General features: G+C 45.6%; 22 protein-coding genes. 20 read left to right on the top strand and 2 right to left on the bottom strand.

Annotated elements, in window-relative coordinates; all coding sequences use genetic code 11:
- From IMCC21906_RS00780 to IMCC21906_RS00695, 18 genes are all read left to right on the top strand, one after another.
- Complete coding sequence (locus IMCC21906_RS00780) at nt 1-846, top strand: SMP-30/gluconolactonase/LRE family protein (protein WP_047010567.1); 846 nt, start codon at nt 1-3, stop codon at nt 844-846.
- A complete protein-coding gene (locus tag IMCC21906_RS00775; protein WP_047010566.1) occupies nt 843-1793 on the top strand; it encodes a glycosyltransferase family 2 protein in 951 nt (316 codons plus the stop codon). Before IMCC21906_RS00780 ends, IMCC21906_RS00775 begins: the two co-directional genes overlap by 4 nt.
- Complete coding sequence (locus IMCC21906_RS00770; protein WP_082117292.1) at nt 1750-2424, top strand: cytidylyltransferase domain-containing protein; 675 nt, start codon at nt 1750-1752, stop codon at nt 2422-2424. Before IMCC21906_RS00775 ends, IMCC21906_RS00770 begins: the two co-directional genes overlap by 44 nt.
- A gap of 48 nt (nt 2425-2472) precedes the next feature.
- The gene (locus IMCC21906_RS00765) at nt 2473-3369 is read left to right on the top strand and encodes an NAD(P)-dependent oxidoreductase (RefSeq protein WP_197085929.1); all 897 of its coding nucleotides are present in this window, start codon (nt 2473-2475) and stop codon (nt 3367-3369) included.
- Complete coding sequence (locus IMCC21906_RS00760) at nt 3366-4103, top strand: SDR family NAD(P)-dependent oxidoreductase (protein ID WP_047010563.1); 738 nt, start codon at nt 3366-3368, stop codon at nt 4101-4103. Before IMCC21906_RS00765 ends, IMCC21906_RS00760 begins: the two co-directional genes overlap by 4 nt.
- A gap of 19 nt (nt 4104-4122) precedes the next feature.
- The gene (locus IMCC21906_RS00755) at nt 4123-4926 is read left to right on the top strand and encodes a sulfotransferase domain-containing protein (protein WP_197085928.1); all 804 of its coding nucleotides are present in this window, start codon (nt 4123-4125) and stop codon (nt 4924-4926) included.
- Nucleotides 4923-6185 carry a hypothetical protein gene (locus tag IMCC21906_RS00750; protein ID WP_047010562.1) on the top strand — a complete coding sequence of 421 codons (1263 nt, stop codon included), beginning with the start codon at nt 4923-4925 and terminating at the stop codon, nt 6183-6185. The genes IMCC21906_RS00755 and IMCC21906_RS00750 overlap by 4 nt, the downstream gene beginning before the upstream one ends.
- Complete coding sequence (locus tag IMCC21906_RS00745) at nt 6178-7101, top strand: hypothetical protein (RefSeq protein WP_047010561.1); 924 nt, start codon at nt 6178-6180, stop codon at nt 7099-7101. Before IMCC21906_RS00750 ends, IMCC21906_RS00745 begins: the two co-directional genes overlap by 8 nt.
- Complete coding sequence (locus IMCC21906_RS00740) at nt 7067-7912, top strand: 6-hydroxymethylpterin diphosphokinase MptE-like protein (RefSeq protein WP_156165950.1); 846 nt, start codon at nt 7067-7069, stop codon at nt 7910-7912. The genes IMCC21906_RS00745 and IMCC21906_RS00740 overlap by 35 nt, the downstream gene beginning before the upstream one ends.
- A gap of 15 nt (nt 7913-7927) precedes the next feature.
- Entirely contained in the window at nt 7928-9052 is a 1125-nt protein-coding gene (gene gmd, locus IMCC21906_RS00735) for a GDP-mannose 4,6-dehydratase (RefSeq protein ID WP_047010560.1), read from the top strand.
- A gap of 12 nt (nt 9053-9064) precedes the next feature.
- Nucleotides 9065-10024 carry a GDP-L-fucose synthase gene (locus tag IMCC21906_RS00730; protein WP_047010559.1) on the top strand — a complete coding sequence of 320 codons (960 nt, stop codon included), beginning with the start codon at nt 9065-9067 and terminating at the stop codon, nt 10022-10024.
- Complete coding sequence (locus IMCC21906_RS00725; protein ID WP_047010558.1) at nt 10021-10497, top strand: GDP-mannose mannosyl hydrolase; 477 nt, start codon at nt 10021-10023, stop codon at nt 10495-10497. Before IMCC21906_RS00730 ends, IMCC21906_RS00725 begins: the two co-directional genes overlap by 4 nt.
- Entirely contained in the window at nt 10498-11733 is a 1236-nt protein-coding gene (locus IMCC21906_RS00720) for a glycosyltransferase WbuB (RefSeq protein ID WP_047010557.1), read from the top strand.
- Between the two features lie 89 nt (nt 11734-11822).
- Nucleotides 11823-13112, top strand: a complete 1290-nt coding sequence (locus IMCC21906_RS00715) for a flippase (RefSeq protein WP_047010556.1) — start codon at nt 11823-11825, stop codon at nt 13110-13112.
- A gap of 213 nt (nt 13113-13325) precedes the next feature.
- Nucleotides 13326-13700, top strand: a complete 375-nt coding sequence (locus tag IMCC21906_RS00710; RefSeq protein WP_047010555.1) for a type II toxin-antitoxin system RelE/ParE family toxin — start codon at nt 13326-13328, stop codon at nt 13698-13700.
- Entirely contained in the window at nt 13690-13995 is a 306-nt protein-coding gene (locus IMCC21906_RS00705; protein WP_047010554.1) for a DNA-binding transcriptional regulator, read from the top strand. Before IMCC21906_RS00710 ends, IMCC21906_RS00705 begins: the two co-directional genes overlap by 11 nt.
- A gap of 125 nt (nt 13996-14120) precedes the next feature.
- On the top strand, nt 14121-15536 hold the full coding sequence (locus IMCC21906_RS00700; protein WP_047010553.1) for a mannose-1-phosphate guanylyltransferase/mannose-6-phosphate isomerase: 1416 nt from the start codon (nt 14121-14123) through the stop codon (nt 15534-15536).
- Between the two features lie 660 nt (nt 15537-16196).
- Entirely contained in the window at nt 16197-17753 is a 1557-nt protein-coding gene (locus IMCC21906_RS00695) for a Fic family protein (protein WP_047010552.1), read from the top strand.
- A gap of 309 nt (nt 17754-18062) precedes the next feature.
- Here the strand turns inward: IMCC21906_RS00695 and IMCC21906_RS00690 are convergent, their stop codons facing one another.
- On the bottom strand, nt 18063-18413 hold the full coding sequence (locus IMCC21906_RS00690) for a winged helix DNA-binding protein (RefSeq protein ID WP_047010551.1): 351 nt from the start codon (nt 18411-18413) through the stop codon (nt 18063-18065).
- Nucleotides 18410-18919 (bottom strand): DUF6516 family protein, encoded by a 510-nt coding sequence (locus IMCC21906_RS00685; RefSeq protein WP_197085927.1) that lies wholly within the window; start codon nt 18917-18919, stop codon nt 18410-18412. Before IMCC21906_RS00685 ends, IMCC21906_RS00690 begins: the two co-directional genes overlap by 4 nt.
- A 280-nt stretch (nt 18920-19199) precedes the next feature.
- Between IMCC21906_RS00685 and IMCC21906_RS00680 the strand changes: the two genes are divergently transcribed.
- Nucleotides 19200-20561, top strand: a complete 1362-nt coding sequence (locus tag IMCC21906_RS00680) for a UDP-glucose/GDP-mannose dehydrogenase family protein (protein ID WP_047010549.1) — start codon at nt 19200-19202, stop codon at nt 20559-20561.
- A gap of 644 nt (nt 20562-21205) precedes the next feature.
- The gene (gene galE, locus IMCC21906_RS00675) at nt 21206-22219 is read left to right on the top strand and encodes a UDP-glucose 4-epimerase GalE (RefSeq protein ID WP_047010548.1); all 1014 of its coding nucleotides are present in this window, start codon (nt 21206-21208) and stop codon (nt 22217-22219) included.
- Nucleotides 22220-22329: the final 110 nt, after the last annotated feature.

Genomic DNA, 22329 nt, shown 5'->3' with positions numbered 1-22329 from the left:
ATGGGCTATTTTATTTTTGATGATACTTCATGTGAGCTGGGAGAAAGTGCGGTTTGGATAGAAGCTCGACAGTCGTTTGTTTGGCTTGATATTCTTTCTCGGAAGCTATTTGAAAAATCAGTTCTTGGGTCTGCCTCAACATCTATTCATAAATTGCAATATACGGCGTCAGCAATATTAATTCCTTTTGGAGAAGCTGGCGCAGTTGTTTTATTGGTCGCTAATAATGGTGTTTACGAGTTTAACTTAGACACGGGGATTTCTTTCGTAAAGTACTCTTATAATTTGCCAGATACTCATAGAACAAACGATGCGGGTCTTGATTCAATAGGGCGTATTGTTTTTGGTGTTATGGAGTGGGAGCCTTCAGGACTAAATGGATGGGTTTCTAGAATTAATCTAAACGGCACTATTGAAACACTTATTGAAAAAATAGGTATACCAAACACTTTCGTTTGGCCGGAAGATGGTTCAGTTATTTACTTTGCCGACTCGTACATTCAAACCATGTTTCATGCGGAATATTCTGGTGTTACTAGTTCCCGCCATGAGCTCTTTAGTTTAAGTAATGGCGCTACGCCAGACGGTTCAGCTATTGAAAATGGATTCCTCTATAACGCTGAGTGGGGTGGCTGGCGGGTTACAAAAAGACGTTTACATGATGGTAAATTGGTCGCTGACTTTAAATTACCGGTACCGCAACCTACTAGCTGTGCAGTTGCGGGGAATAAAATCCTTGTCACAACGGCTAGCGTTGGATTGACAGATATTGAGATGAAACAGTTCCCCTGCTCCGGTAAGACTTTTCTGGTTAGTTTAGATGAATTTGAAATCGGTGCTGTATGAAAGAAATAGCTAGCATAGTGATTCGGACCTTAAATGAAGAGCGCTATCTTCCTGAACTATTAACCACTATCCGTGATCAGTCGAAAGAAGATTTCGATGTTGAAGTTGTACTTGTTGACTCAGGCTCTACAGATAAAACTATTGAGATAGCAAAATCATTCGGTTGTCGAATTACATATATCAAAAAAGAAGATTTTACATTTGGCCGATCATTAAACATCGGTTGTGAATTTTCTTCTGGTGATTATTTAATATTTATTAGTGGGCACTGTATTCCCGCGACAGAAAATTGGCTTAAAAATTTAATCCAGCCGTTAAGAGATCGTACGGCCGAATATTCCTACGGCCGTCAAGTTGCTAGAGATACAACAAAATTTTCTGAGAATGAATTATTTAATAAATTTTATCCTGAGTATTCTAAGCAACCGCAAGAGGGCTACTTTTGCAATAATGCGAATGCGGCGGTAAGTCGCAGCGCATGGCAGCGGTATAAATTTAACGAAGAATTGACGGGCTTGGAAGATATGTATCTTGCGCGTCGCATAGTAGAAGAGGGTGGTGGGTGTGTGGCGTATAGAGCGGATGCGCCGGTATACCACATACATGACGAAAGCTGGCGGCAAGTAAAAATACGCTACGAGCGTGAGGCTTACGCGCTTCAAAAGATCATGCCGGGTATGCATTTTAATCTTACCGACCTCTTTCGGTTCTACTTTGCCGGTGTGCTTCAAGACATGGCTTCAGCCGTAGACAAAGGAGTGCTAGTAAAAAAGCTCCCATCCATTATTTTGTTTAGACTGATGCAATATTGGGGTACGTATCGCGGTCACCATGAGCATCGCAAAGCCTCACAAGAAATGAAGTATAGATACTTCTACCCGAAAGATATTGAAAGAGAAGAGTATGAAAAAGAGAGTAGTCGCATTATTGCCAATGAAGGCAAATAGTGAGCGTGTAAAAGGGAAGAATTTTAGATTGTTAGCAGGTAAGCCATTATTTCAATGGATATTAGATGCTTTGTTAGCAGTCCCTGAAATTGATTGTGTGGTAATTAATACCGATGCAAAACATATTTTATTAGAGAATGGCTTAGTTCCTTCTGATCGAATAATCATCCGTGAAAGAAAGCAAGAGTTATGCGGTGACTTTGTGTCTATGAATCTTATTTTAGAAGACGACATAAGAAACGTGGAGTCTGAATTGTACTTAATGACACATACAACAAATCCGTTAATTTCTAGCACTACAATACGTGATGCTATTGAGGTTTTCGCTCGCGACAAAGCAAGTGACTCGTTATTTAGCGTAAACAAGATTCAAACTCGATTTTATAAAGAAGATATCACGCCTGTGAATCACAATCCGGCAGATCTAGTGCGTACTCAGGATTTAGAACCCTGGTTTGAAGAAAATTCATGTCTGTACTTGTTTAGCCGCGAGTCTTTCTCCAAAACAAATGCAAGAATTGGCGAAAAACCGATGATGTATATTACTTCGGCTTTAGAATCAGTAGATATCGACGAGCCAGAAGACTGGGTTATGGCCGAAGCTTTGGCACTCCATTTAAAACACCGCTAAAAGGTAGTCTCAATGCGTATATTAGTAACTTGCCCGCCGATGCTAGGGATGAAAGAGCAGTTTATTCCTATTATGGAATCTATGGGGCTCGAGGCGGTATGCCCAGAAGTAACACAAACGCTGTCGGTGGAAGAGCTTATTGAGTTGGTGCCTACCGTAGATGGCTGGATTATTGGTGATGACCCTGCGACCGCCGAAGTTTTTAAGGCCGGTATAGCTGGTAAGCTGAAAGCAGCGGTTAAGTGGGGCATAGGGGTAGATAACGTCGATTTCGACGCTTGCCATGAGCTGGGTATACCAATAACCAATACGCCGAATATGTTCGGAGCGGAAGTCGCTGATGTTGCACTGGGTTACGTGATAGCGCTTGCAAGAGAGACGTTTGCCATTGATAGAGGTATTCGTGAAGGGCGCTGGCCTAAAAATCGCGGCATCTCCCTTGAAAGTAAAACCGTCGGTGTCATTGGCTTTGGCGATATCGGCTCTAACGCTGTAAGACGCCTAAATGCTTGTGGTATGAACTCGATTGTTTGGGATCCAGGTGTAAAAGATATAGCCCCAGAGGTTGCTTCGTTGAAATCCTGGCCAGATGGTGTTGAAGATTGCGATTTCTTAGTCTTTACCTGTGCACTTAATAAACATAACTTCCATATGTTGGATGCGTCAGTTATCGATAAATGCAAACCTGGAGTTCGAGTGGTTAATGTGGCTCGTGGTCCACTAATTGACCAGACTGCACTTGAATCGGCCTTGGTAGAGGGCAAGGTGCATTCAGTCGCTTTAGACGTGTTTGAAGTTGAGCCGCTTCCTATGGATAGTTATTTGCGTAGTCACCCTTTGTGTGTGTTCGGCTCCCATAACAGTTCAAACACCAAAGATGCTGTGGAGAAAACAAATTTCAAAGCTATTGGGCATATTGCTGAATTCCTGGGCATAAAAGCATGAAAAATGCTGTGGTTATTACCGGAACGAACGGTGGCATAGGACGAGCCTTGAAAGAAAAGTTCTCGGCTCAAGGCTATGCTGTAATCGGTATTGGGTTGAGTGCGGATAAAGCTTCCTGCGAAGAGTATTTTCAAGTCGACTTTGATCATCTGGCTAAAAATGATGATCTTCAATGCCAAGCAAAGGCTTGGCTTGCTGATGTGCTTTCTAATTATAAGCTTAAAGGGCTTATAAATAATTCAGCAGTACAAATACTGGCTCCTTTGTCTGAGCTTGGTGTGCATTCTTTTCAGGTCTCATTGAATGTGAATGTCGTTGTCCCGTTTTTTTTGGCAAAAATTTGTGCTGAAAATTTGAAGCTCAACAAGGGGGCAATTCTTAATATCGGTAGTATTCATTCGGGGCTGACAAAAAAACAGTTTGTTGCTTATGCAACCTCTAAAGGTGCATTGGAGACGATGACAAAAGCGATGGCTGTGGATTTGGCTGGGGAGGTTCGAGTGAATATGATTTCACCTGCTGCTATTGAAACAGAAATGCTTGTTGATGGTTTTAAAGATGCGCCTGAAAAATATGAAGAGCTAGCGGCATGTCATCCAGCGGGGGTACTTGGACGTCCTTCAGAGGTGGCTGATATCGCTTATTTTGTTATAGAGCAGGCAGGTCCATTCTTAAATGGTTCGATAATCGATATTTCAGGTGGAATAAGCGGTAAGTTGCATGATCCTGCATGAGAATGGAGCTCTAGAGTTTATGGATGATTTTTTTCAAGGCGTAAAGTCTATGCTTGGTTTGAGCTTGGCTGCACGCAATAATATTGACTTTCGACCTACCGATATTTTCTTGGTTTCATACCCCAAGTCTGGAAATACTTGGCTCAGGAACTTAATTGCAAACTTGGTATACCATGGGCAGGAGCTTGATATCGAGGCGATAGATAAATACGTCCCTGATGTCTATAAAACTCGCCAATACAAATTGAGAGCAATGACGGGGCGAAGATATTTAAAAAGTCATGAATATTTTGATGATAGATACAAGTGCGTAATTAATGTTGTGCGCGACCCGAGGGATGTATGTGTTTCGTACTATTTTTATCTAAAGAAAAATTACGCAATATCGGACGAAATGGGAATTGACGATTTTTGCAAGATTTTTGTTAATGGAGAGGTTGATAATTTTTCTAGCTGGTCGGAGCATGTCGGGAGTTGGGCGTCTATAAACAAAAATAGTAAAAAATATCTTCTGGTTAGATACGAGGACATTCGGCTTCGTCCTATGGAGTTGATATCAGAGGTTGCTAGTTTTGTCGGAGTTGATGTCTCTGCCGGAGGAGCCCTTCATATTATTTCTGAGAAAATTTCATTTGAGTCAATGAAGGAGGCGGAAAAAAAGTCAGAAAAAAAATGGAAGGAAGTTGCCAATACTAGAAGTGACATAATGTTCATGAGGCAGGGGATTAGCGGTGGCTGGGTAGATCATCTTTCTGAAGAATCCGTGCGATTGATTGAGGATACTTTTCGGAAAGAAATGAAAGAATATGGATACATAGAATGACGCGCTTTGATGTGTCATCTTTAGGCAGAGGTAGAGTGTATTTTCTGCTGATTCTTGTGTCTGCGCTTTTGTCGGGAACCTATTACCCTCGTCTTTTATTGAATTTTAATGGGTTCTACTTTCTTGAACTGCTGTTGGTTCCTTCGCTTCTTTTTGTGGTGCTCGCTAACAGTCGTGCTGTGCTGAGCAGCTTTATTTCAGCGTTGTCCTTGTGGGGGTACGCGACTTTTATTCTTGTCCCATTTATGGCTATTTTGCTTGGTTTGCTTTATGGGATATCACTTTCGGATCAAGTTTCTCACGTCAGGTCGATAATTTATTTTTTTGTGTTTTTTGTGTTGGTGAAAAAAGTCGAGATTGATAGTCGCTCCTTAGTTTGGTTTCTGGTCTTTGGTTCAGGGATTCTCGCGCTGTATTTGCTTTTCTATATTAATCACCAAGGTGTGATATTGAATGAAGAGTATTCAAATAAATACCGTCTTCCATTTCTGCTTATGCTTGCTTTGTTGGTTTCAGCATCCAGGTTAGGGTTGCCAATCGTATTTATTATTTTGTCAGGATTTTTCTTTTATCTTGCTATGTTGTCAAATTATAGAATTTATCTATTTTTGTTGGCAATGTCAGTTTTTCCTGTTTGGCATTATAGCGGTTTATCTAAAAGTGGAGCAGCAAAAAAATCATTTTTTCTCGTCGCGATTTTTCTATCTGGGGCGTGGGTCTCGGAGAGGGTTGGTATTTTTGACTACGTCTATAATTTAATTTTTGATGATGAGGCAAGATACTCTCAAATTATTGCTAAAAGTGATGCTTTGGTTAGAGTGTTTTCAGGTAGTGGAGTTGCGTCTGAGCAGTCGTTTTCGCAGCGGTTTTATTATTTGGAATACCTTGTTTCGCATATTTATTATTTTTTATTCCCAATAGGTCTTGGTGATCGATCTGTAGGGCCGAGATTGTATAGTGATTTCCCTCTGCTAAATAGTATAGATAGCGGGGTGCTTTATATGAGCTTGCATTACGGATTGATCTCTTCTATTTTTCTCGTTTTTTTTGTTTTTCACCGAATGGTTATTTTTTCTTTGTCACTTAATCACCCTGATGGAAGGGGGTTTAGTTTTCTGTTTTTTGTTGCTGCGGTTTACTTCTTTGTGACAACTGAAATATTTTTTGTTCCTGAAATCGCCGTTGTTAGCGGGCTCGCTGTAGGTGTGATGGCAAATAAGGGTCTGTGGTTGTTTAGGGTTGATTATAAAAATGACTAATGGTTTTTTGTTTCTTACAACAAATAAGCTCGGACACTATAAAAGTTATGGAGAGCTATGCCATTCTTTAGCGGGAGAGGGCAATGTTGCTGAGTCAGCTAATATAGCTGATATCATAGGCTGCGAATCACTTGTTCTTATTGATGGAGATTCCCAACATCTGGCGCTTGCTCCTTTTGTTATATTGAGGGCTTTGCTGGGGCGGCCTTCACTATTCCTTTCTGTAAGAACAGAGGATTTATTAGGTAGTCGCCTGAAGTCAAGGGTAAAGCGACGGTTGATACAGTTGCTTTTGAAGTTTAAACGCGTAAGTTATGTATCAATCCACTATCCGCAGCTCTGTCAGTATGAGGGGCGTTACGTTACAAAATGCATATATGATCCGCAATTGTGGGATCTTCCTTTTATTGAAAGTAAGTCTGAGACACCTTGCGAGGTGCTAGGCCAAAAGGGGTATCTTTTGGTGCTCGGCGCGCTCAATGAAAAGCGTTGTAAAAATGAGTTGATTTCTAGTGTGTCGTCCTTTGGGGATATACCTGTGGTTTTTGCTGGGAAGATGGATTTAGAGGACGAAAAAAAGTTAAAGAATATTCCTAACATTACATTAGTGAATCGATATGTGAGTGATGCTGAGATTCTGGCTCTTTATGCCAATGCTGGCTTCGTTTATGCATACTATGACCAGTCAGTGAACAGGCCGTCTGGTATATTTGGTAGGGCGGTGCAGCTAGGATTGCCTGTTGTTATTCGTAAAGGTGGGTATTTAGAAAGGCAATATGGGAATTATGAAAAAATAATATCTCTGTCTTCGCTTGAGTATTTGGGAAAAATGTTGGCCGGAGAGCCTCTTGGTTTTGTAGACCCTGCGAGCAGGGTTAGCTTTGATCATAGTGAAATTTTGCGTAGGTTATTGTGACGAAGATTTTTTTGGAGATGGTAGGTATATTATGCTTAGGTTCTTGATTTTTGCGACTAAGCCTATCCGATATGCGTGGGATAGGATCACTTACCCTGCTCCTCGCGAGATACCTAAAATTAAGCAGTGGAAGGGCTGTTATGAAGGACGGCCTCTGCTGATTATAGGAAATGGCCCGAGCCTGAATAACACCCCGCTTGACGATTTTGAAGGGTGTGCGTCGATTGGTATGAATAAAATCGACTTGATTTACTCAAAAACGAAGTGGCGCCCTTCTTTGGTTGTTTGCTTGAATAACTTGGTTGTACAACAAAATTGGCAGGCATTTAAGTCATCCCTTGTCCCAGTGTTTATAGGCTGGAAATGTCGGCACTTTTTGCCGCGAAGCCAGCGAAAGGCGATGAATTATTTTCTCGCAAATTCGGACAACCAATTTAGTGAAGACTTGGCGATGGGGGCTGGATCGTCAGCAACGGTCACTTACATAGCGCTTCAGTTTGCATATTATACAGGCGCAAACCCTGTCGTCCTTTTTGGGGTTGATCATTCGTTTAAAGCCCAAGGTAAGCCGCATGATATAGAAAAGAAAAAGACAGAAGACGTAGATCATTTTGATCCAAATTATTTTGCGAAGGGTCAATTTTGGGGGATTCCTAATCTCGACCAGAGCGAAGTGGAATATCAAATGGCGAGGGATGCATTTGAGCGAGATGGGCGAGTAGTTTATGACGCCACTATCGGTGGAAAGTTACAGATTTTTGAGAAGATACCGCTTGATAAAGCAAAAGAAATTTTTAACGTTAAAAAGTGAATTTGGAGTATTACTATGGTTGGAAAAGTAGCCCTTATTACCGGTGTTACAGGGCAGGATGGCTCGTATTTGGCTGAGTTTCTTCTCGGAAAAGGGTATCAGGTTCACGGTATTAAGCGCCGCGCCTCTTCGTTTAATACTGAGCGCGTTGACCATATCTATCAAGACCCTCATACCGACAATAAGAACTTTATTCTTCATTACGGCGATTTGTCTGATTCATCTAATCTAACGCGTATCTTGAAAGAAGTTCAGCCTGACGAGGTTTATAACTTAGGTGCACAATCTCATGTCGCGGTGTCGTTTGAAAGTCCAGAGTATACGGCTGATGTCGACGCTTTAGGTACATTGCGTATTTTAGAGGCTATTCGCCTATTGGGCTTAGAGAAGAAGACACGTTTCTACCAGGCCTCTACGTCTGAGTTGTACGGTGAGGTCCAAGAGATTCCACAAAAAGAAACCACGCCATTTTATCCTCGCTCTCCATATGCCGCTGCGAAACTATATGCTTACTGGATTACGGTAAATTACCGAGAGTCATACGGTATGTATGCTTGTAATGGGATTTTGTTTAACCATGAGTCACCGCGTCGTGGTGAAACTTTTGTGACTCGTAAAATCACTCGTGCTATTGCAAATATATCCCAAGGTTTAGAGGGGTGTTTGTATCTAGGTAATATGGATGCCTTGCGGGATTGGGGGCATGCGAAGGACTATGTGCGCATGCAGTGGATGATGTTGCAGCAAGAGCAGGCAGAAGATTTTGTGATTGCGACGGGTAAGCAAATCTCAGTTCGTGAGTTTGTTCGTATGTCTGCTCAGGAGGCCGGTATTGAGCTTGAATTTTCTGGTAGCGGCGTAGATGAGCAGGCCAATGTTGTTGCCGTAAATGCGGATTTAGCGCCAGGTGTTAAAGTTGGTGATGTGATTGTTCGTGTTGACCCTCGCTATTTCCGCCCAGCCGAGGTTGAAACCTTGTTAGGCGATCCGAGTAAGGCAAAAGCCAAGCTGGGCTGGGTTCCTGAGATCACTGTTGAAGAAATGTGCGCTGAGATGGTTGCATCTGATCTTGATAAAGCAAAACGCCATGCTTTATTAAAAGACCATGGTTTTGATGTGTCGGTTGCTCGTGAAAACTAAGAGGCTTTTTAAATGAAACGCGTATTTGTTGCTGGTCATCGAGGTATGGTTGGCTCTGCCATTGTGCGTCGTTTAGTGTCTTTAGGTGGTTATGACATAGTCACAGCAGATCGAGGCTCTTTGGATTTACTTAATCAAAAAATGGTGGCGGATTTTTTTGCTACCCAGAAGATTGATGAAGTGTATCTGGCGGCGGCAAAAGTGGGCGGGATTGTGGCGAACAATAGTTACCCCGCTGATTTTATTTATGAAAACCTGATGATCGAGTGCAATATTATTCACTCAGCGTTTAAGTCTGGTGTACAACGATTATTGTTTCTCGGTTCTTCTTGCATATATCCAAAGTTGGCTGAGCAGCCAATGCAAGAAACTGCATTGCTAACCGGAGCACTCGAACCAACCAATGAGCCATACGCTGTTGCCAAGATTGCAGGCATTAAATTGTGCGAATCTTACAACCGCCAATATGGTGTTGATTATCGTAGCGTGATGCCGACAAACCTCTATGGCGAGAATGATAATTTTCATCCTGAAAATAGTCATGTAATACCAGCGATGATGCGTCGTTTTCACGAGGCTGCTAAAAGTAACGCCGCTGAGGTTGTTGTGTGGGGCACGGGTAAGCCGATGCGTGAATTTTTGCATGTGGATGATATGGCGGAAGCATCTGTTTTTGTTATGAATCTCGATAAAGAAACCTACGATGCTAATACTCAGCTTATGCTGTCACATATTAATGTGGGTACAGGTGTTGACTGCACTATTGCAGAGTTGGCACATACCTTGGCCAAGGTCGTCGGATTTAAAGGGGAAGTTGTTTTTGATACAAGTAAGCCAGATGGTGCACCGCGTAAATTAATGGATGTTTCACGTTTAGGGGCTATGGGTTGGCAGGCTCAAACATCATTAGAAGAAGGTTTGCGTTCAACTTATGCTTGGTTTTTGAAGCATGAGTCGGATATTCGTCTGTGAGCGGCTGGCTTGATGAGCAAGTGTTCTCCCAAGGCATTGCAACTCTCCCCTTAGTTTCAATTGACTTACTAGTAAAGGACGCGTCTAGTGGCGGCTATTTATTAGGCTGGCGGCGTAATAGGCCTGCGGCTAATCATTGGTTTGTACCTGGAGGGCGGATTCAGAAAAATGAGCGTTTAGATGATGCTTTTTTTCGCATAAGTGGCACTGAGCTGGGTTTAGTGTTTTCTAGAGAAAAAGCCAATTGGGTAGGCGTTTTTCAGCATTTTTATGACGACTGTGTATTTGGTGAGGATGTAAGCACTCATTATGTTGTATTGGCTTATGAAATTGTAATGGATAAGGACAAGCTTAATTTACCCGTTGTCCAGCACAGTGATTATACGTGGCGCTCGGCTGATGAAATTCTCAGTAGTCCAGATGTTCATCAGTACAGTAAAGACTACTTTTATACTGCTTGTGGCAAGGCGTAAATGAAAATACTGATAGTTGGATTAAATTACGCGCCTGAAATGACGGGTATTGGAAAATATACTGGCGAGATGGCTGAGTGGCTTGCTGAGCAAGGGCATTCAGTTAGGGTGATTACCGCGCCACCTTATTACCCCCAGTGGAAAATTCAACACCCGTATAGTCGCTTCCGCTATAGAGTAGAAGTGCTTAATGGTGTTCATGTGCGCCGCTGCCCAATATACGTACCAAGTGATATAACAACAATTAAACGACTAATACATTTGCTTAGTTTCGCGTTGTCTACGTTTCCTGTTTTACTTGGTCAGTTATTTTGGCGGCCAACTATTATTATAAATCCAGTTCCTTCGCTCTTTTCCTCGCCTATGTGTGCGTTAGTGTCTCGCTTGTGTGGCGCCAAAAGTATTTTACATATTCAAGACTATGAAATTGACGCTATGTTTGGTCTTGGTATGGCGAATGATGGTTTAGTTAGTAAGTTTGCGAGAGTTTTTGAGAATTTGGTGCTGCGTAGTTTTGAGCGAGTGTCTACAATCTCACTCTCTATGATGAGCAAAGCGCTGGAAAAAGGAGTTTCTAAAGAGAAGCTTATATTTTTTCCAAATTGGTCTGATACCTCAAAGTTTATTGGAGTTACCCCTTCTGAACAATTACGGAGTGAGCTAGGTGTTACTGCCGGAAATAAAATGGTTCTATACTCTGGCAATATTGGCGATAAGCAAGGACTCGAGCAAGTCATAGAGGCTGCTGAGAAATTATGTGATAAGCCGTATGATTTTGTAATTGTTGGCGATGGTGCGGGCAAAGACAAGTTAAAGACTTTAGCAGCTAGTAAAGATTTAAAAAATGTCCACTTTGCATCATTGTTGCCATTTGAGCAGTTGCCAATTTTATTAGCATCTGCGGACTGCCATTTGGTGATTCAAAAGCGTGGGGTAGCTGATGCCGTGCTACCTTCTAAATTAACGAATATACTAGCTGTTGGCGGCAATGCTGTTATTACTGCGGAGGCTGATACAGAGCTAGGAATACTTTGCAGTGAATACGCGGGAATTGCTGAGTTGGTTGAGCCGGAAGATGTAGACGCCTTAATTGATGGGATTGAGTGTGCTTTGAAACGTGACACTCCCAATAAAATGGCCGCGGATTACGCTCAAGAGAATATCGATTGTGAGAAAGTTCTACGAAATTTTGAAAGGGAGATTTTCAGTTTATGTAGATTGTCTTGCTCCGACTAATTAGTAGTATGTGCTTTCTAGTTGAATGAGATGGGTGCCGAGTCGCTAATATTAGACATGCATTTTTAATTTTTTCATGAGTAATCCTTTTGCTTCCTTCAAAAGTAAAGCATATTTTAGCGAACGCTGATAATCGAGACCTATTAGTCAGTAGTGCGGCCGCCTTTGTCATCCGCGTTTTAGGTGCGATAAGTGGTTTTGCCGCGACCTTTTTTATAGCTCGCCATTTAGGTGCGGCTGAGTCAGGCTACTATTTTTTAGCCTTCTCTGTTATTACCATTATCTCTGCATTTTCACGTGCTGGTTTAGATAATACGGTTTTGCGTTATACCGGAAGTGCACCGGATCTTGCGGTAAATACAACGTTAAAATCTGTATTTTTAATCCTGTTACTTGGCTCATTCAGCGCGATAGTTTTATATTTCTGTGCGCCATTGTTTGCTGAAACGCTTTTTTCTAAGCCCGAGCTTGCGCCGGTATTGCAATATATGGCTTTCGGGGTTGTTGGCCTGTCTGTATTGACTATTTCAGCAATGGCATTGCAGGGATTGAGGCGTGTGTCTGCGTCTATTTTTGTGCTCAATATTGCGATCAATTTATTACTTATTCTTAGTTTATATCTGGTTGGATATTCATCTGCAGCGCAATTGGCGGGGGTATATGCTTTTGCCTCTATTGCGGTGGGTGCTATCGGTTTTAGTCTGTTTTATTGGTTTCGGCCCCGTGAAGGCAGGTCAACGATCTCATGGCGTGAGTTGTTTGCTAGCTGCGGCCCATTATGGGTCGTTGTGATTATGTCGCAAATGGTGCAGTGGTCAGGTCAGTTTATGGCGGGCGCCTATGTGAGCAGTGAGGCTTTAGCGCAATTGGCGGTTGCGCAACGGACTGCGATGCTGAGTAGTTTTATATTGATAGCGGTTAATTTGGTTGTGGCGCCACGATTTGCTAAGTTGTACCGCAACAATGACATGGCTCAGCTAGAAAGTTTGGCGATTAAGTCGGTTAAATTGATTGGCTTATTCGCCCTTCCCGTTATTGGTGTCATGTTGGTTTTCCCTTCATTTTTGATGAGTCTATTTGGCGCGGAATTTACAGAAGGTGCCGCATTATTGCAGATTTTAGCGATTGGCCAATTTATTAATGCGATGACGGGTTCCGTTGGTTTTCTGCTGATGATGTCTGGCCACGAACGAGATATGCGCAATGTGACGTTAATCTCGGGAACGTTGGCGCTACTGTTCACTTGGTTTTTAACGGCGCAGTTCGGTATTGTTGGTGCTGCGATTGGCACAGCGATTGCCGTAGCGACTCAAAATTTACTTGCGGTTTATTTTGTGAAAAAGCGTTTGGGTTTTAATACCTTGGCAGTTTGGCGATAGAGTAAAAGAAGGTCTGACGCCGGGTGTCGGAAGTCTGACGAGAAGGTCAGAAGCAGTACGCCGGATGCTGGAGGACTGACGAGAAAGGTTGTGGTATTAGATTCAAGATTCGTCGCAGCTGAAGTAGCTTTTACGGGTGGCTTGGGTGGCGATCTGTTTACAAGGAGTAGATAATAATACCCGTTACGGGTATAGTTTTGAGGCTGAAGAGATATGGCAATCTTAAAGCGAAAGGACTTCGCACGGTGGCAGGCGAGCGAAAAGCTGCCCAATGAGGTCTTGTGCAAGGCGGCCCAGGAGATGGAGCGGGGGCTGATAGATGCCGATTTAGGCGGCCATCTCTACAAAAAGCGGATAGCCCGTCCGGGGGCGGGTAAGAGTGGCGGCTACCGTACGCTACTATCGGCCCGTGTCGGTTGTCGTTATGTTTTCCTGCATGGGTTCCCGAAACGCGACAAGGCGAATATTACACGGGACGAGAAAAAAGCGCTGCACTATGTCGGCAAGGTATTTCTGGCGCTTTCGTCTAAGGAGTTGGTAGCAGCATTACAAGCTGGTGTTTTATTGGAGGTATGTTGTGACGAGTAAAATCATTGAATCGCTGCGGGGTGATTTGGCCGCATTGCACGAGGCTGGCGCGGTTAGCAAAGTGACGATGCGAGAGTTTGACGCACTTTGTCCGCCGCCAGTGCGCGAGTTCAGTGCAAGCGACATTAAACACCTGCGTGAGGCATTACACTTTAGCCAACCCGTATTTGCCCATCACTTGCACACCACCGCTTCGACGGTACGCAAGTGGGAGCATGGCGAAACGCGCCCAGCCGGCCCAGCGCTCAAACTGCTTAACGTCATTGCTGACAAGGGCTTGCAAGCTATTATTTGACATGGGGCTGCCATGTTAAACGTGCTGATCGGAAGTCGGACGCAAGGCATTCGCTGCGCTTTAAGTGGGCGGCTTTTGCTTACAACCTCAGGCTGTTTCAATTATTTTTGCAAAGGAATCGCAGTATGCGTGCAGTAATTATGGCTGGCGGCAGTGGTAGCCGTTTATGGCCTTCAAGTCGTGGTTTATACCCCAAACAATTTTTATCAATTCCAAATCAAGAAACTATGCTCCAAGCAACCTTGTCTCGTGTTCAGGGATTGTCGAACAGCACTTCTGTTATCTGTAATGAAGAACACCGCTTTATAGTCGCCCAGCAAGCTCAGGAAATGGGCGAGAAATTAGGTTCAATAATTTTAGAGCCAGTAGGCAAAAATACCGCACCAGCGATAGCGCTTGCGGCTTTCGATGCGCTGGATTCTTCTGATGGTGCTGCGCCGTTATTGTTGGTGATGGCTGCGGATCACGTTATAGAAGACGTGGCTGCATTTCATGCTGCCGTTTCAGTAGCCAAGTTACAAGCTGAGGCTGGCAAGGTGGTCACCTTTGGGATTGTGCCGGAGTCCCCGCATACTGGTTATGGCTATATTCAGCGTGGTGTTGAAAGTGGCGACGGTGCTTATGCGGTTTCACGTTTTGTCGAAAAACCTGATGAAGCAACAGCGCAATCGTATTTGGATGACGGCGGCTATTACTGGAATAGCGGTATGTTTTTGTTTGCTGCTGATGTGTATTTGGCAGAGCTAAAAGCCTTTCGCCCTGATATTTATGACGCTTGTGAGAAAGCCTATTTGGGTAAAAGCCGTGATGTCGATTTTTTACGGATTGATGCCGACGCGTTTAAAGCCTGCCCAGATGAGTCGATAGATTATGCGGTAATGGAAAAAACCGATAAGGCGGTGGTGGTGCCGTTGTCTGCCGGTTGGAGTGATGTGGGTGCGTGGTCTTCTTTATGGGAGATTGGCGATCAAGATGCATCTGGCAATGTCAGCAGCGGTGATGTGTTAAGCCATAACACATCTAATTCTTATATTAGAGCAGAGCACCGTTTAGTGGCGACGGTGGGTTTAGATAATATTGTTGTGGTTGAAACCAATGATGCCATTTTGGTTGCAGCTAAAGATCAGGTTCAAGATGTTAAGAAGATTGTTGAGTCATTAAAGGCGCAAGGCCGCAGTGAGGTGAGTCAGCATCGTCATGTGTATCGCCCGTGGGGTGTGTTTGATTCTATAGATAATGGTGAGCGTTATCAGGTTAAGCGCATTACCGTAAAGCCGGGTGCTAAGCTGTCTGTGCAAATGCATCATCACCGCGCTGAACATTGGATTGTGGTGTCGGGTATTGCCAAAGTCACGAATGGTGATAAAGAATTAATGCTGACGGAAAACCAGTCGACCTATATTCCCGTTGGCGTTGTTCATGCCTTAGAAAACCCCGGTAAAATACCTTTGGAATTGATTGAGGTACAGTCTGGCTCGTATTTGGGTGAAGACGATATAGTGCGTTTTGAAGATCGGTATGGGCGGGTTCCCAAGGGGTGAGGGCGCGTAATTCGATCGGCCTCAGGCGCGGCCTCCTACAAAACCACCAAAATGCGTAGGAGCGAGCCAGCCCAGGCCGCCCTCTCTTGCTACGCAATTCACCTTGGCCGACCGCGATGGGTTTGGGTTGGATTGGTGCGTAATTCGATCGGCCTCGGCGCGGCCTCCTACAGGATCACCCCATTGTGTCGTGATGTGATACAACGTACCAGTTTGGTAGGAGCGGGCGCCGACCGCGATGGTACAAAAGCACCGTATCACCACGTGAAGGAGCGGGCCAGCCCAGGTTGCCTTCTCTTGCTACGCAATTCACCTTGGCTGACCGCGATGGGGTTTGGGGTGGATTGGAGCGTAATTCATCGGCCTCGGCGCGGCCTCCTACAGGTTCACCCCATTGTGTCGTGATGTGATACAACGTACCAGTTTGGTAGGAGCGGGCGCCGACCGCGATGGGTTTGGGTTGGATTGGTGCGTAATTCATCGGCCTCGGCCTCGGCCAAGGTGAATTGCGGGTTCATCGCAAGAGAAGGTGGTCTGGGCCAGCGGCCTCCTACAAAGCATATCGGTCATTAAGCGAATTATCGTTCGACATAATAAGCGAATAATGGTACAACGCAATAAGCGAGCAATAGGTGCGCGCGATAAGCGAGAAGAGCCACTATGGCAACCCCTTCCGAAAAGCTGGCTGATGCATTAGATGCCCTTTACGGCCTTCAGGCAAATGGTTCAGTTGCCATACGTTCTGCCGATCTCTCGCGTACTCACCGCGAGCGCCTCGTTCAAAATGGCTTTCTTGAGGAGGTTATCAAGGGCTGGTATGTGCCTGCACGCCCTGATGAAACGCGCGGGGAGAGCACGGCTTGGTATGCGTCCTTTTGGCAATTTTGTGCAGCTTATCTTAATTATTTAAAAGGCGACGATTGGTGCTTGTCACCTGAGCAATCTATCGCGCTTCATACCGAGAATATGGTTGTACCCAAGCAGTTATTAGTTCGAGCCACTAAGGCACGGAACAATGTAACCGGATTACCTCATGGCACGTCACTATTAGATATTCGCGCTGCACTCCCTGAACCGGCTCAGGTGACGACTAAAAACGGGTTGCGTATGTATAGCCTTCCCGCTGCTTTGATTGCCTGTAGTAAACAAAGCTTCACTCAAAAGCCAACCGATATGCGCGCGGCATTATCCATGGTCAGTGATGCCTCTGAAGTCTTGGAGCAATTGCTAGAGGGAGGACATAGCTCTATTGCTGGCCGCTTGGCGGGTGCATTCAGGAATATTGGCCGCAATCAAATTGCCGACGACATTATGGGTACAATGCGCGCGGCGGGGTATGATTTGCGCGAAACAGACCCGTTTGAGCAACAATCAAGCCTAAGCTTCTCGCGGCGCGAGCAATCTCCATCTGTGAATCGTATTCGGCTTATGTGGCAGGATATGAGAGAAACCGTGATAGCGCACTTTCCTGCATCTCCCTCACTAACCGTTGATAAAACCGCATACATGAAGCACATTGAAGATGTGTATGTAACAGACGCCTATCACTCGCTCTCTATTGAGGGCTATCGCGTCACGCCAGAGCTGATCAACCGCGTTCGCACTGGAGACTGGAACCCAGAACAAAATACCGATGATAAAGAGCGGCTGAATGCTTTGGCCGCCCGAGGCTATTGGCAAGCTTATCAAGCCGTGCGTAAAAGTATAGAGCAAATACTCGATGGGCATAATGCAGGGGAAGTCGTCGATAACGATCATCGCGTATGGTATCGCGAAATGTTTGCGCCCGGAGTAGCGGCTGGCATTCACAAGCCCGCCGATCTGGCGGGTTATCGAAATGCGCCCGTTTTTATCCGCCGCTCCATGCACACTCCGCCCAGTAAAGAAGCGGTGCGCGATGCAATGCCAGCGTTTTTTGAGTTATTAAAAGCAGAAGAAAATGCCGCTGTGCGCGTTGTGCTAGGGCATTTTATATTTGTTTATATTCATCCCTATATGGACGGCAATGGCCGTACAGGGCGCTTTTTGATGAATGCGATGCTTGCCAGTGGCGGTTACCCTTGGACGATTGTGCCGCTAGAAAAGCGCAACGATTACATGGCTGCACTTGAAGAGGCCAGCACAAACCAAAACATAGAGCCTTTCACGAAATTTTTGGGGTTACTTGTTCAAGCTGCCTTGGAAGGTAAGGCAGAGCCTTCAATTCCGAGCGTGTAGAAGCGGCGCCGACCGCGATCGTTTTTGGACTGGGTTGGTGCGTAATTCTATCGGCCTCGGGCGCGGCCTCCTACAAAACCACCCAATCGTGTCGTGATGTGTTACAGCGTACCTGTTTGGTGGGAGCGGGCCAGCCCAGGCTGCCCTCTCTTGCTACGCAATTCACCTTGGCCGACCGCGATGGGGTTTGGGTTGGATCGATGCGTAATTCATCGGCCTCGGCCAAGGTGAATTGCGGGTTCATCGCAAGAGAAGGTGGCCTGGGCCAGCGGCCTCCTACAGGTTCAGCGCCAGACGTTAAAGGCTAGGCTAGTTGGCTAACACGGTAAATTCTGTCGCCTTCGCGCGAGGAGTAACTCGGTTATGCTTCTTTTTCAGTTCCACAATCCCGTAGTTAGCCATTGTCTTTAGGGTGCGAGATAGGTTGTTTGGTTTGCGCCCTGTTGACCGCGCAAGATCTGCGATCGTATTCGGCTCGGTCTGTGCAATAACATGCAGCAGGGCTCTGTTTTCGTCACTTAACACCTCGGCAATTGATTTCATGGAGGTAAACCATACTTTTGGGTCGCCGGGTTTTGGTGTGAGTTCGCCTTTGGCGATAGCCAGCGTGCGCTCGCGAATTTTGTCTTTGGGCATAATCCCAATTTTGAGTGTCTTCATTTCTTTTCTCTTTTCATGGCGTCATCAACGTCTTTGAAAAAATCTTTCAGCATCTGGTGGGCGGTTTCAAATAAATAGGGCACCCCTTTATCAACTGCGCTACGGTGCCTGTGGTCGTACGGTAGTTTCTGGCCTGCGTACTTAAATTTTTTTGGTGGTTTCACCGCATGGGCATTGTCGTAACCAATCAACCTAGTTCCATAACGGTTATGGAGCGTCAGTGAATACCGAATGCCATGCGGAATGTCCTGATTTGGCGCAAGCTGCCGAGCTTCAATTTTTACCCAGTAGCCATCACCTTGATCTAGGATCGATCCATCCAGTAATAATAGATTTTCTATTCCGCCATCGTTCTCCATGCCGAATGGTATCAGCCGATGATACCATTCGGCAAATATTGGAGTATTTGAAGCACGGGAGAATTCAATTAAAATTCTATAGGCAGTGTGTGTAGGGGGCGTTGGCCGACCGGCTGAAGGTTTCCACCATGGCACGGCCCACTGCATTGAAGGCAGGTCTGCGTTGGGCGTAATCCTCAATCGCGCAGGCTTGTGCCATCAGGCCCTTACCGAGCATGTCGAAAACCTGCCGGATCTTTGCAGACTTCATGCCGCAATGGCTGCAACTTGATAAGCCTTTAGTGGCAGGAAGGTCTTGGCCTGAGCTTGGTTTGTTGTGATAGTTACTACAATCATTTTTTGCGATGTTTGTGTTGCAGCGAGAAGGCCCAAGCTGCTTTATACGTGTTAATATTGCATTTTCCCTACCATAAGAGCTTGTTTTCTAATGAAAGTCACCGTATTTGGTATTGGTTATGTGGGCCTTGTGCAGGCCGCTGTTCTTGCCGAGGTCGGCCACTCTGTTGTCTGTGTGGATGTGAACGCTGAGCGAGTCGAAAACCTGAAAAAAGGCATAGTGCCTATTTTTGAGCCGGGTTTGGCACCGTTGGTGCAAAAAAATCATGAGGCAGGTCGCCTGCACTTTACTACTGATGCTGAGGCTGGCGTAAAGCATGGCCGCGTTCAATTTATTGCGGTAGGTACGCCACCTGATGAAGATGGCTCGGCTGATTTGCGGTATGTGCTGGCTGTAGCCAACACGATTGCTACACATATGGCCGAGCATCGCATTATTGTTAATAAATCCACGGTGCCTGTAGGCACTGCGGATAAGGTTTCTGCTTGTGTGGCCGCTGTGTTAGCGCAGCGGGGTGTGGAGATTGGTTTTGATGTGGTATCAAACCCCGAGTTCTTAAAAGAAGGGGCGGCGGTTGCCGATTGTCAGCGACCAGACCGTATTGTGATTGGTACAGATAATCCTAACGTCGAAGAGCGTATGCGGGAGTTGTATGCGCCGTTTAATCGTAATCATGAAAAACTGATTGTGATGGATGTGCGTTCGGCTGAGCTGACCAAGTATGCGGCTAATTGTATGTTGGCGACCAAGATCAGTTTTATGAATGAAATTTCTAATCTGGCTGAGCGTTTGGGCGCGGATATAGAAAAAGTGCGGCAAGGGATTGGCTCTGACCCTCGCATCGGTTATCACTTTATTTATCCTGGTTGTGGGTATGGGGGGTCGTGCTTCCCGAAAGATGTTCAGGCCTTGGTACGTTCGGCAGAATCAGTGGGTTATAGCCCGGTACTATTGAAGTCAGTTGAGGATGTTAATGCTCGTCAGAAAAGTAAGCTGTTTGCTAACTTGTCTGCATATTTTGATGGTGATTTAAACGGTAAGAAAATTGCATTGTGGGGGTTATCGTTTAAACCAAATACCGATGATATGCGCGATGCGCCGAGTCGGGTCTTGATGGAGGCGCTTTGGGACGCGGGCGCGACAGTGCAGGCTTATGATCCTGAAGCGATGAATGAGACCCAGCGTATTTACGGTAATAGAAAAGAATTAAGTTTAATGGGAACAAAGGAATCTGCCTTAAATGGAGCGGATGCTTTGGTAGTTTGCACCGAATGGAATGTTTTTAAAGCGCCTGACTTTGATTTAATTAAAGAGACATTAGCGCATCCAGTCATTGTGGATGGACGAAATCTTTATGACCCTGAATTGCTTGAGTCTTACGGCATCGCCTATTACGGAATAGGGCGTGGGCGGAGTGTGAGTATTTTGGAGCCAGGCTCAAAACAGGGATGACTGCGAAGGGTAGAGGCTACTTTTTCGTCATCCTCGGGCGCCTGCTCCAACCTTCGTCATACCGGACGCGTCTACTCCCGACGAAGCCATCCCAGACGCGCCTACTCCCGACGAAGCCATCCCAGACGCGCCTATTCCCGCCGAAGTCATCCCGGACGCGATAAGCGATCCGGGATCCAGCAGCTCGGAAGTTAAATTACCCTCGGTGTTTATATTACGTTGGGTGGTTTACTGGATACCGGCTCGGAGGCCGGTATGACGACAAGGAAGTATCGTCGCACCTAGTCATCCCGGACGCGATAAGCGATCCGGGATCCAGCAGCTCGGAAGTTAAATTACCCTCGGTGTTTATATTACGTTGGGTGGTTTACTGGATACCGGCTCGGAGGCCGGTATGACGACAAGGAGGTATCGTCGCACCTAGTCATCCCGGACGCGATCCGGGATCCAGCAGCTCGGGTTGAATGTAACCACGGTGTTTATATTGTGCTCGGTGGTTTACTGAATACCGGCTCGGAGGCCGGTATGACGACAAGGAGGTATCGTCACACCTAGTCATCCCGGACGCGATCAGGGATCCAGTAGCTCGGGTTGAATGTAACCAAGGTGTTTATGTCTATCAGATTTAGTTTAGGTCGTTGTTTATGGCAAAGATATTAGTAACAGGTGGCGCTGGTTATATTGGCAGCCACACTGTAGTGGAGTTGCTGGCTTTAGGCCATGATGTGGTGGTTTTAGACAGCTTGGTAAATAGCTCTGCACTTGTATTTGATCGTATTGAAAAGATTATCGGCGAAAGTCCTTTTTTTATCCAAGGGGATATTCGTGATACTGCAGTGTTGTCGGATATATTTTCTAACCACAATATTGATGCGGTTATTCATTTTGCGGGGCTTAAAGCGGTTGGTGAGAGTGTCGAAAAACCACTGTTGTATTACGAGACCAATGTGCATGGCACCTTGGTCTTGTGTGAGGCGATGGCGGCAGCGGGCGTATTTAAGCTGGTGTTTAGTTCTTCGGCTACGGTGTATGGGCCCGATGCGCCGGTTCCTTATGAAGAGTCCATGCCGCTTGGCCAGCCATCCAGTCCCTACGGGGCATCAAAGGCGATGGTCGAACGGATGTTAATGGATTTGTCGGTTGCCGACGAGCGCTGGGCGATAGCGGCGCTACGTTATTTTAATCCCATTGGCGCTCACCCGTCGGGTTTAATTGGCGAGGACCCAAAGGGAATTCCCAATAATTTAATGCCGTTTATTAGCCGGGTGGCGGTAGGAAAGTTGCCGGAGTTGGCGATTTTTGGGAATGATTACGACACAGCGGATGGCACCTGTGTACGGGATTATTTGCATGTTATGGATTTGGCCGATGGCCATTGTCGAGCATTAAGCTTATTGGATGAACCGGGGTTGTACCCATTAAACCTAGGCACGGGCAAAGGCGTTTCAGTGCTTGAGATGGTGAATAGTTTTGAAAGCGTCACTGGTCAGAAAATTGCTTATCAATTTGCACCACGACGCGGTGGTGACTTGCCAGCGTTTTGGGCGGATGCTGAAAAGGCAAAAGCTTTGCTAGGTTGGACTGCGGATAGCAGTTTAGAGAAAATGATGGAAGATACTTGGCGATGGCAAAGTCAGAACCCCGATGGCTATGTGTAAAAGTATGGCTTGAGTCCTCTGGTTTACTGGACCCCGGCTCGGGGACCGGGGTGACCGCTGTAAGAAAAGGGATAGGTGCGCCTACTGGGGGATTACCCTCTGACCTTCGT

It is taken from the genome of Spongiibacter sp. IMCC21906, assembly GCF_001010805.1.
In the GTDB taxonomy this organism is placed as follows: Bacteria; Pseudomonadota; Gammaproteobacteria; order Pseudomonadales; family Spongiibacteraceae; genus Spongiibacter.
This window is presented reverse-complemented; position numbering and strand designations above follow the sequence as displayed.

What these genes read in the sequence shown, in the direction of transcription:
- IMCC21906_RS00780 (WP_047010567.1), top strand. Translation starts at nt 1, where the DNA reads ATGGGCTATTTTATTTTTGATGATACTTCATGTGAGCTGGGAGAAAGT.
- IMCC21906_RS00775 (WP_047010566.1), top strand. Translation starts at nt 843, where the DNA reads ATGAAAGAAATAGCTAGCATAGTGATTCGGACCTTAAATGAAGAGCGC.
- IMCC21906_RS00770 (WP_082117292.1), top strand. Translation starts at nt 1,750, where the DNA reads ATGAAAAAGAGAGTAGTCGCATTATTGCCAATGAAGGCAAATAGTGAG.
- IMCC21906_RS00765 (WP_197085929.1), top strand. Translation starts at nt 2,473, where the DNA reads ATGAAAGAGCAGTTTATTCCTATTATGGAATCTATGGGGCTCGAGGCG.
- IMCC21906_RS00760 (WP_047010563.1), top strand. Translation starts at nt 3,366, where the DNA reads ATGAAAAATGCTGTGGTTATTACCGGAACGAACGGTGGCATAGGACGA.
- IMCC21906_RS00755 (WP_197085928.1), top strand. Translation starts at nt 4,123, where the DNA reads ATGGATGATTTTTTTCAAGGCGTAAAGTCTATGCTTGGTTTGAGCTTG.
- IMCC21906_RS00750 (WP_047010562.1), top strand. Translation starts at nt 4,923, where the DNA reads ATGACGCGCTTTGATGTGTCATCTTTAGGCAGAGGTAGAGTGTATTTT.
- IMCC21906_RS00745 (WP_047010561.1), top strand. Translation starts at nt 6,178, where the DNA reads ATGACTAATGGTTTTTTGTTTCTTACAACAAATAAGCTCGGACACTAT.
- gmd (WP_047010560.1), top strand. Translation starts at nt 7,928, where the DNA reads ATGGTTGGAAAAGTAGCCCTTATTACCGGTGTTACAGGGCAGGATGGC.
- IMCC21906_RS00730 (WP_047010559.1), top strand. Translation starts at nt 9,065, where the DNA reads ATGAAACGCGTATTTGTTGCTGGTCATCGAGGTATGGTTGGCTCTGCC.
- IMCC21906_RS00720 (WP_047010557.1), top strand. Translation starts at nt 10,498, where the DNA reads ATGAAAATACTGATAGTTGGATTAAATTACGCGCCTGAAATGACGGGT.
- IMCC21906_RS00710 (WP_047010555.1), top strand. Translation starts at nt 13,326, where the DNA reads ATGGCAATCTTAAAGCGAAAGGACTTCGCACGGTGGCAGGCGAGCGAA.
- IMCC21906_RS00700 (WP_047010553.1), top strand. Translation starts at nt 14,121, where the DNA reads ATGCGTGCAGTAATTATGGCTGGCGGCAGTGGTAGCCGTTTATGGCCT.
- IMCC21906_RS00695 (WP_047010552.1), top strand. Translation starts at nt 16,197, where the DNA reads ATGGCAACCCCTTCCGAAAAGCTGGCTGATGCATTAGATGCCCTTTAC.
- IMCC21906_RS00690 (WP_047010551.1), bottom strand. Translation starts at nt 18,413, where the DNA reads ATGAAGACACTCAAAATTGGGATTATGCCCAAAGACAAAATTCGCGAG.
- IMCC21906_RS00685 (WP_197085927.1), bottom strand. Translation starts at nt 18,919, where the DNA reads ATGCAGTGGGCCGTGCCATGGTGGAAACCTTCAGCCGGTCGGCCAACG.
- IMCC21906_RS00680 (WP_047010549.1), top strand. Translation starts at nt 19,200, where the DNA reads ATGAAAGTCACCGTATTTGGTATTGGTTATGTGGGCCTTGTGCAGGCC.
- galE (WP_047010548.1), top strand. Translation starts at nt 21,206, where the DNA reads ATGGCAAAGATATTAGTAACAGGTGGCGCTGGTTATATTGGCAGCCAC.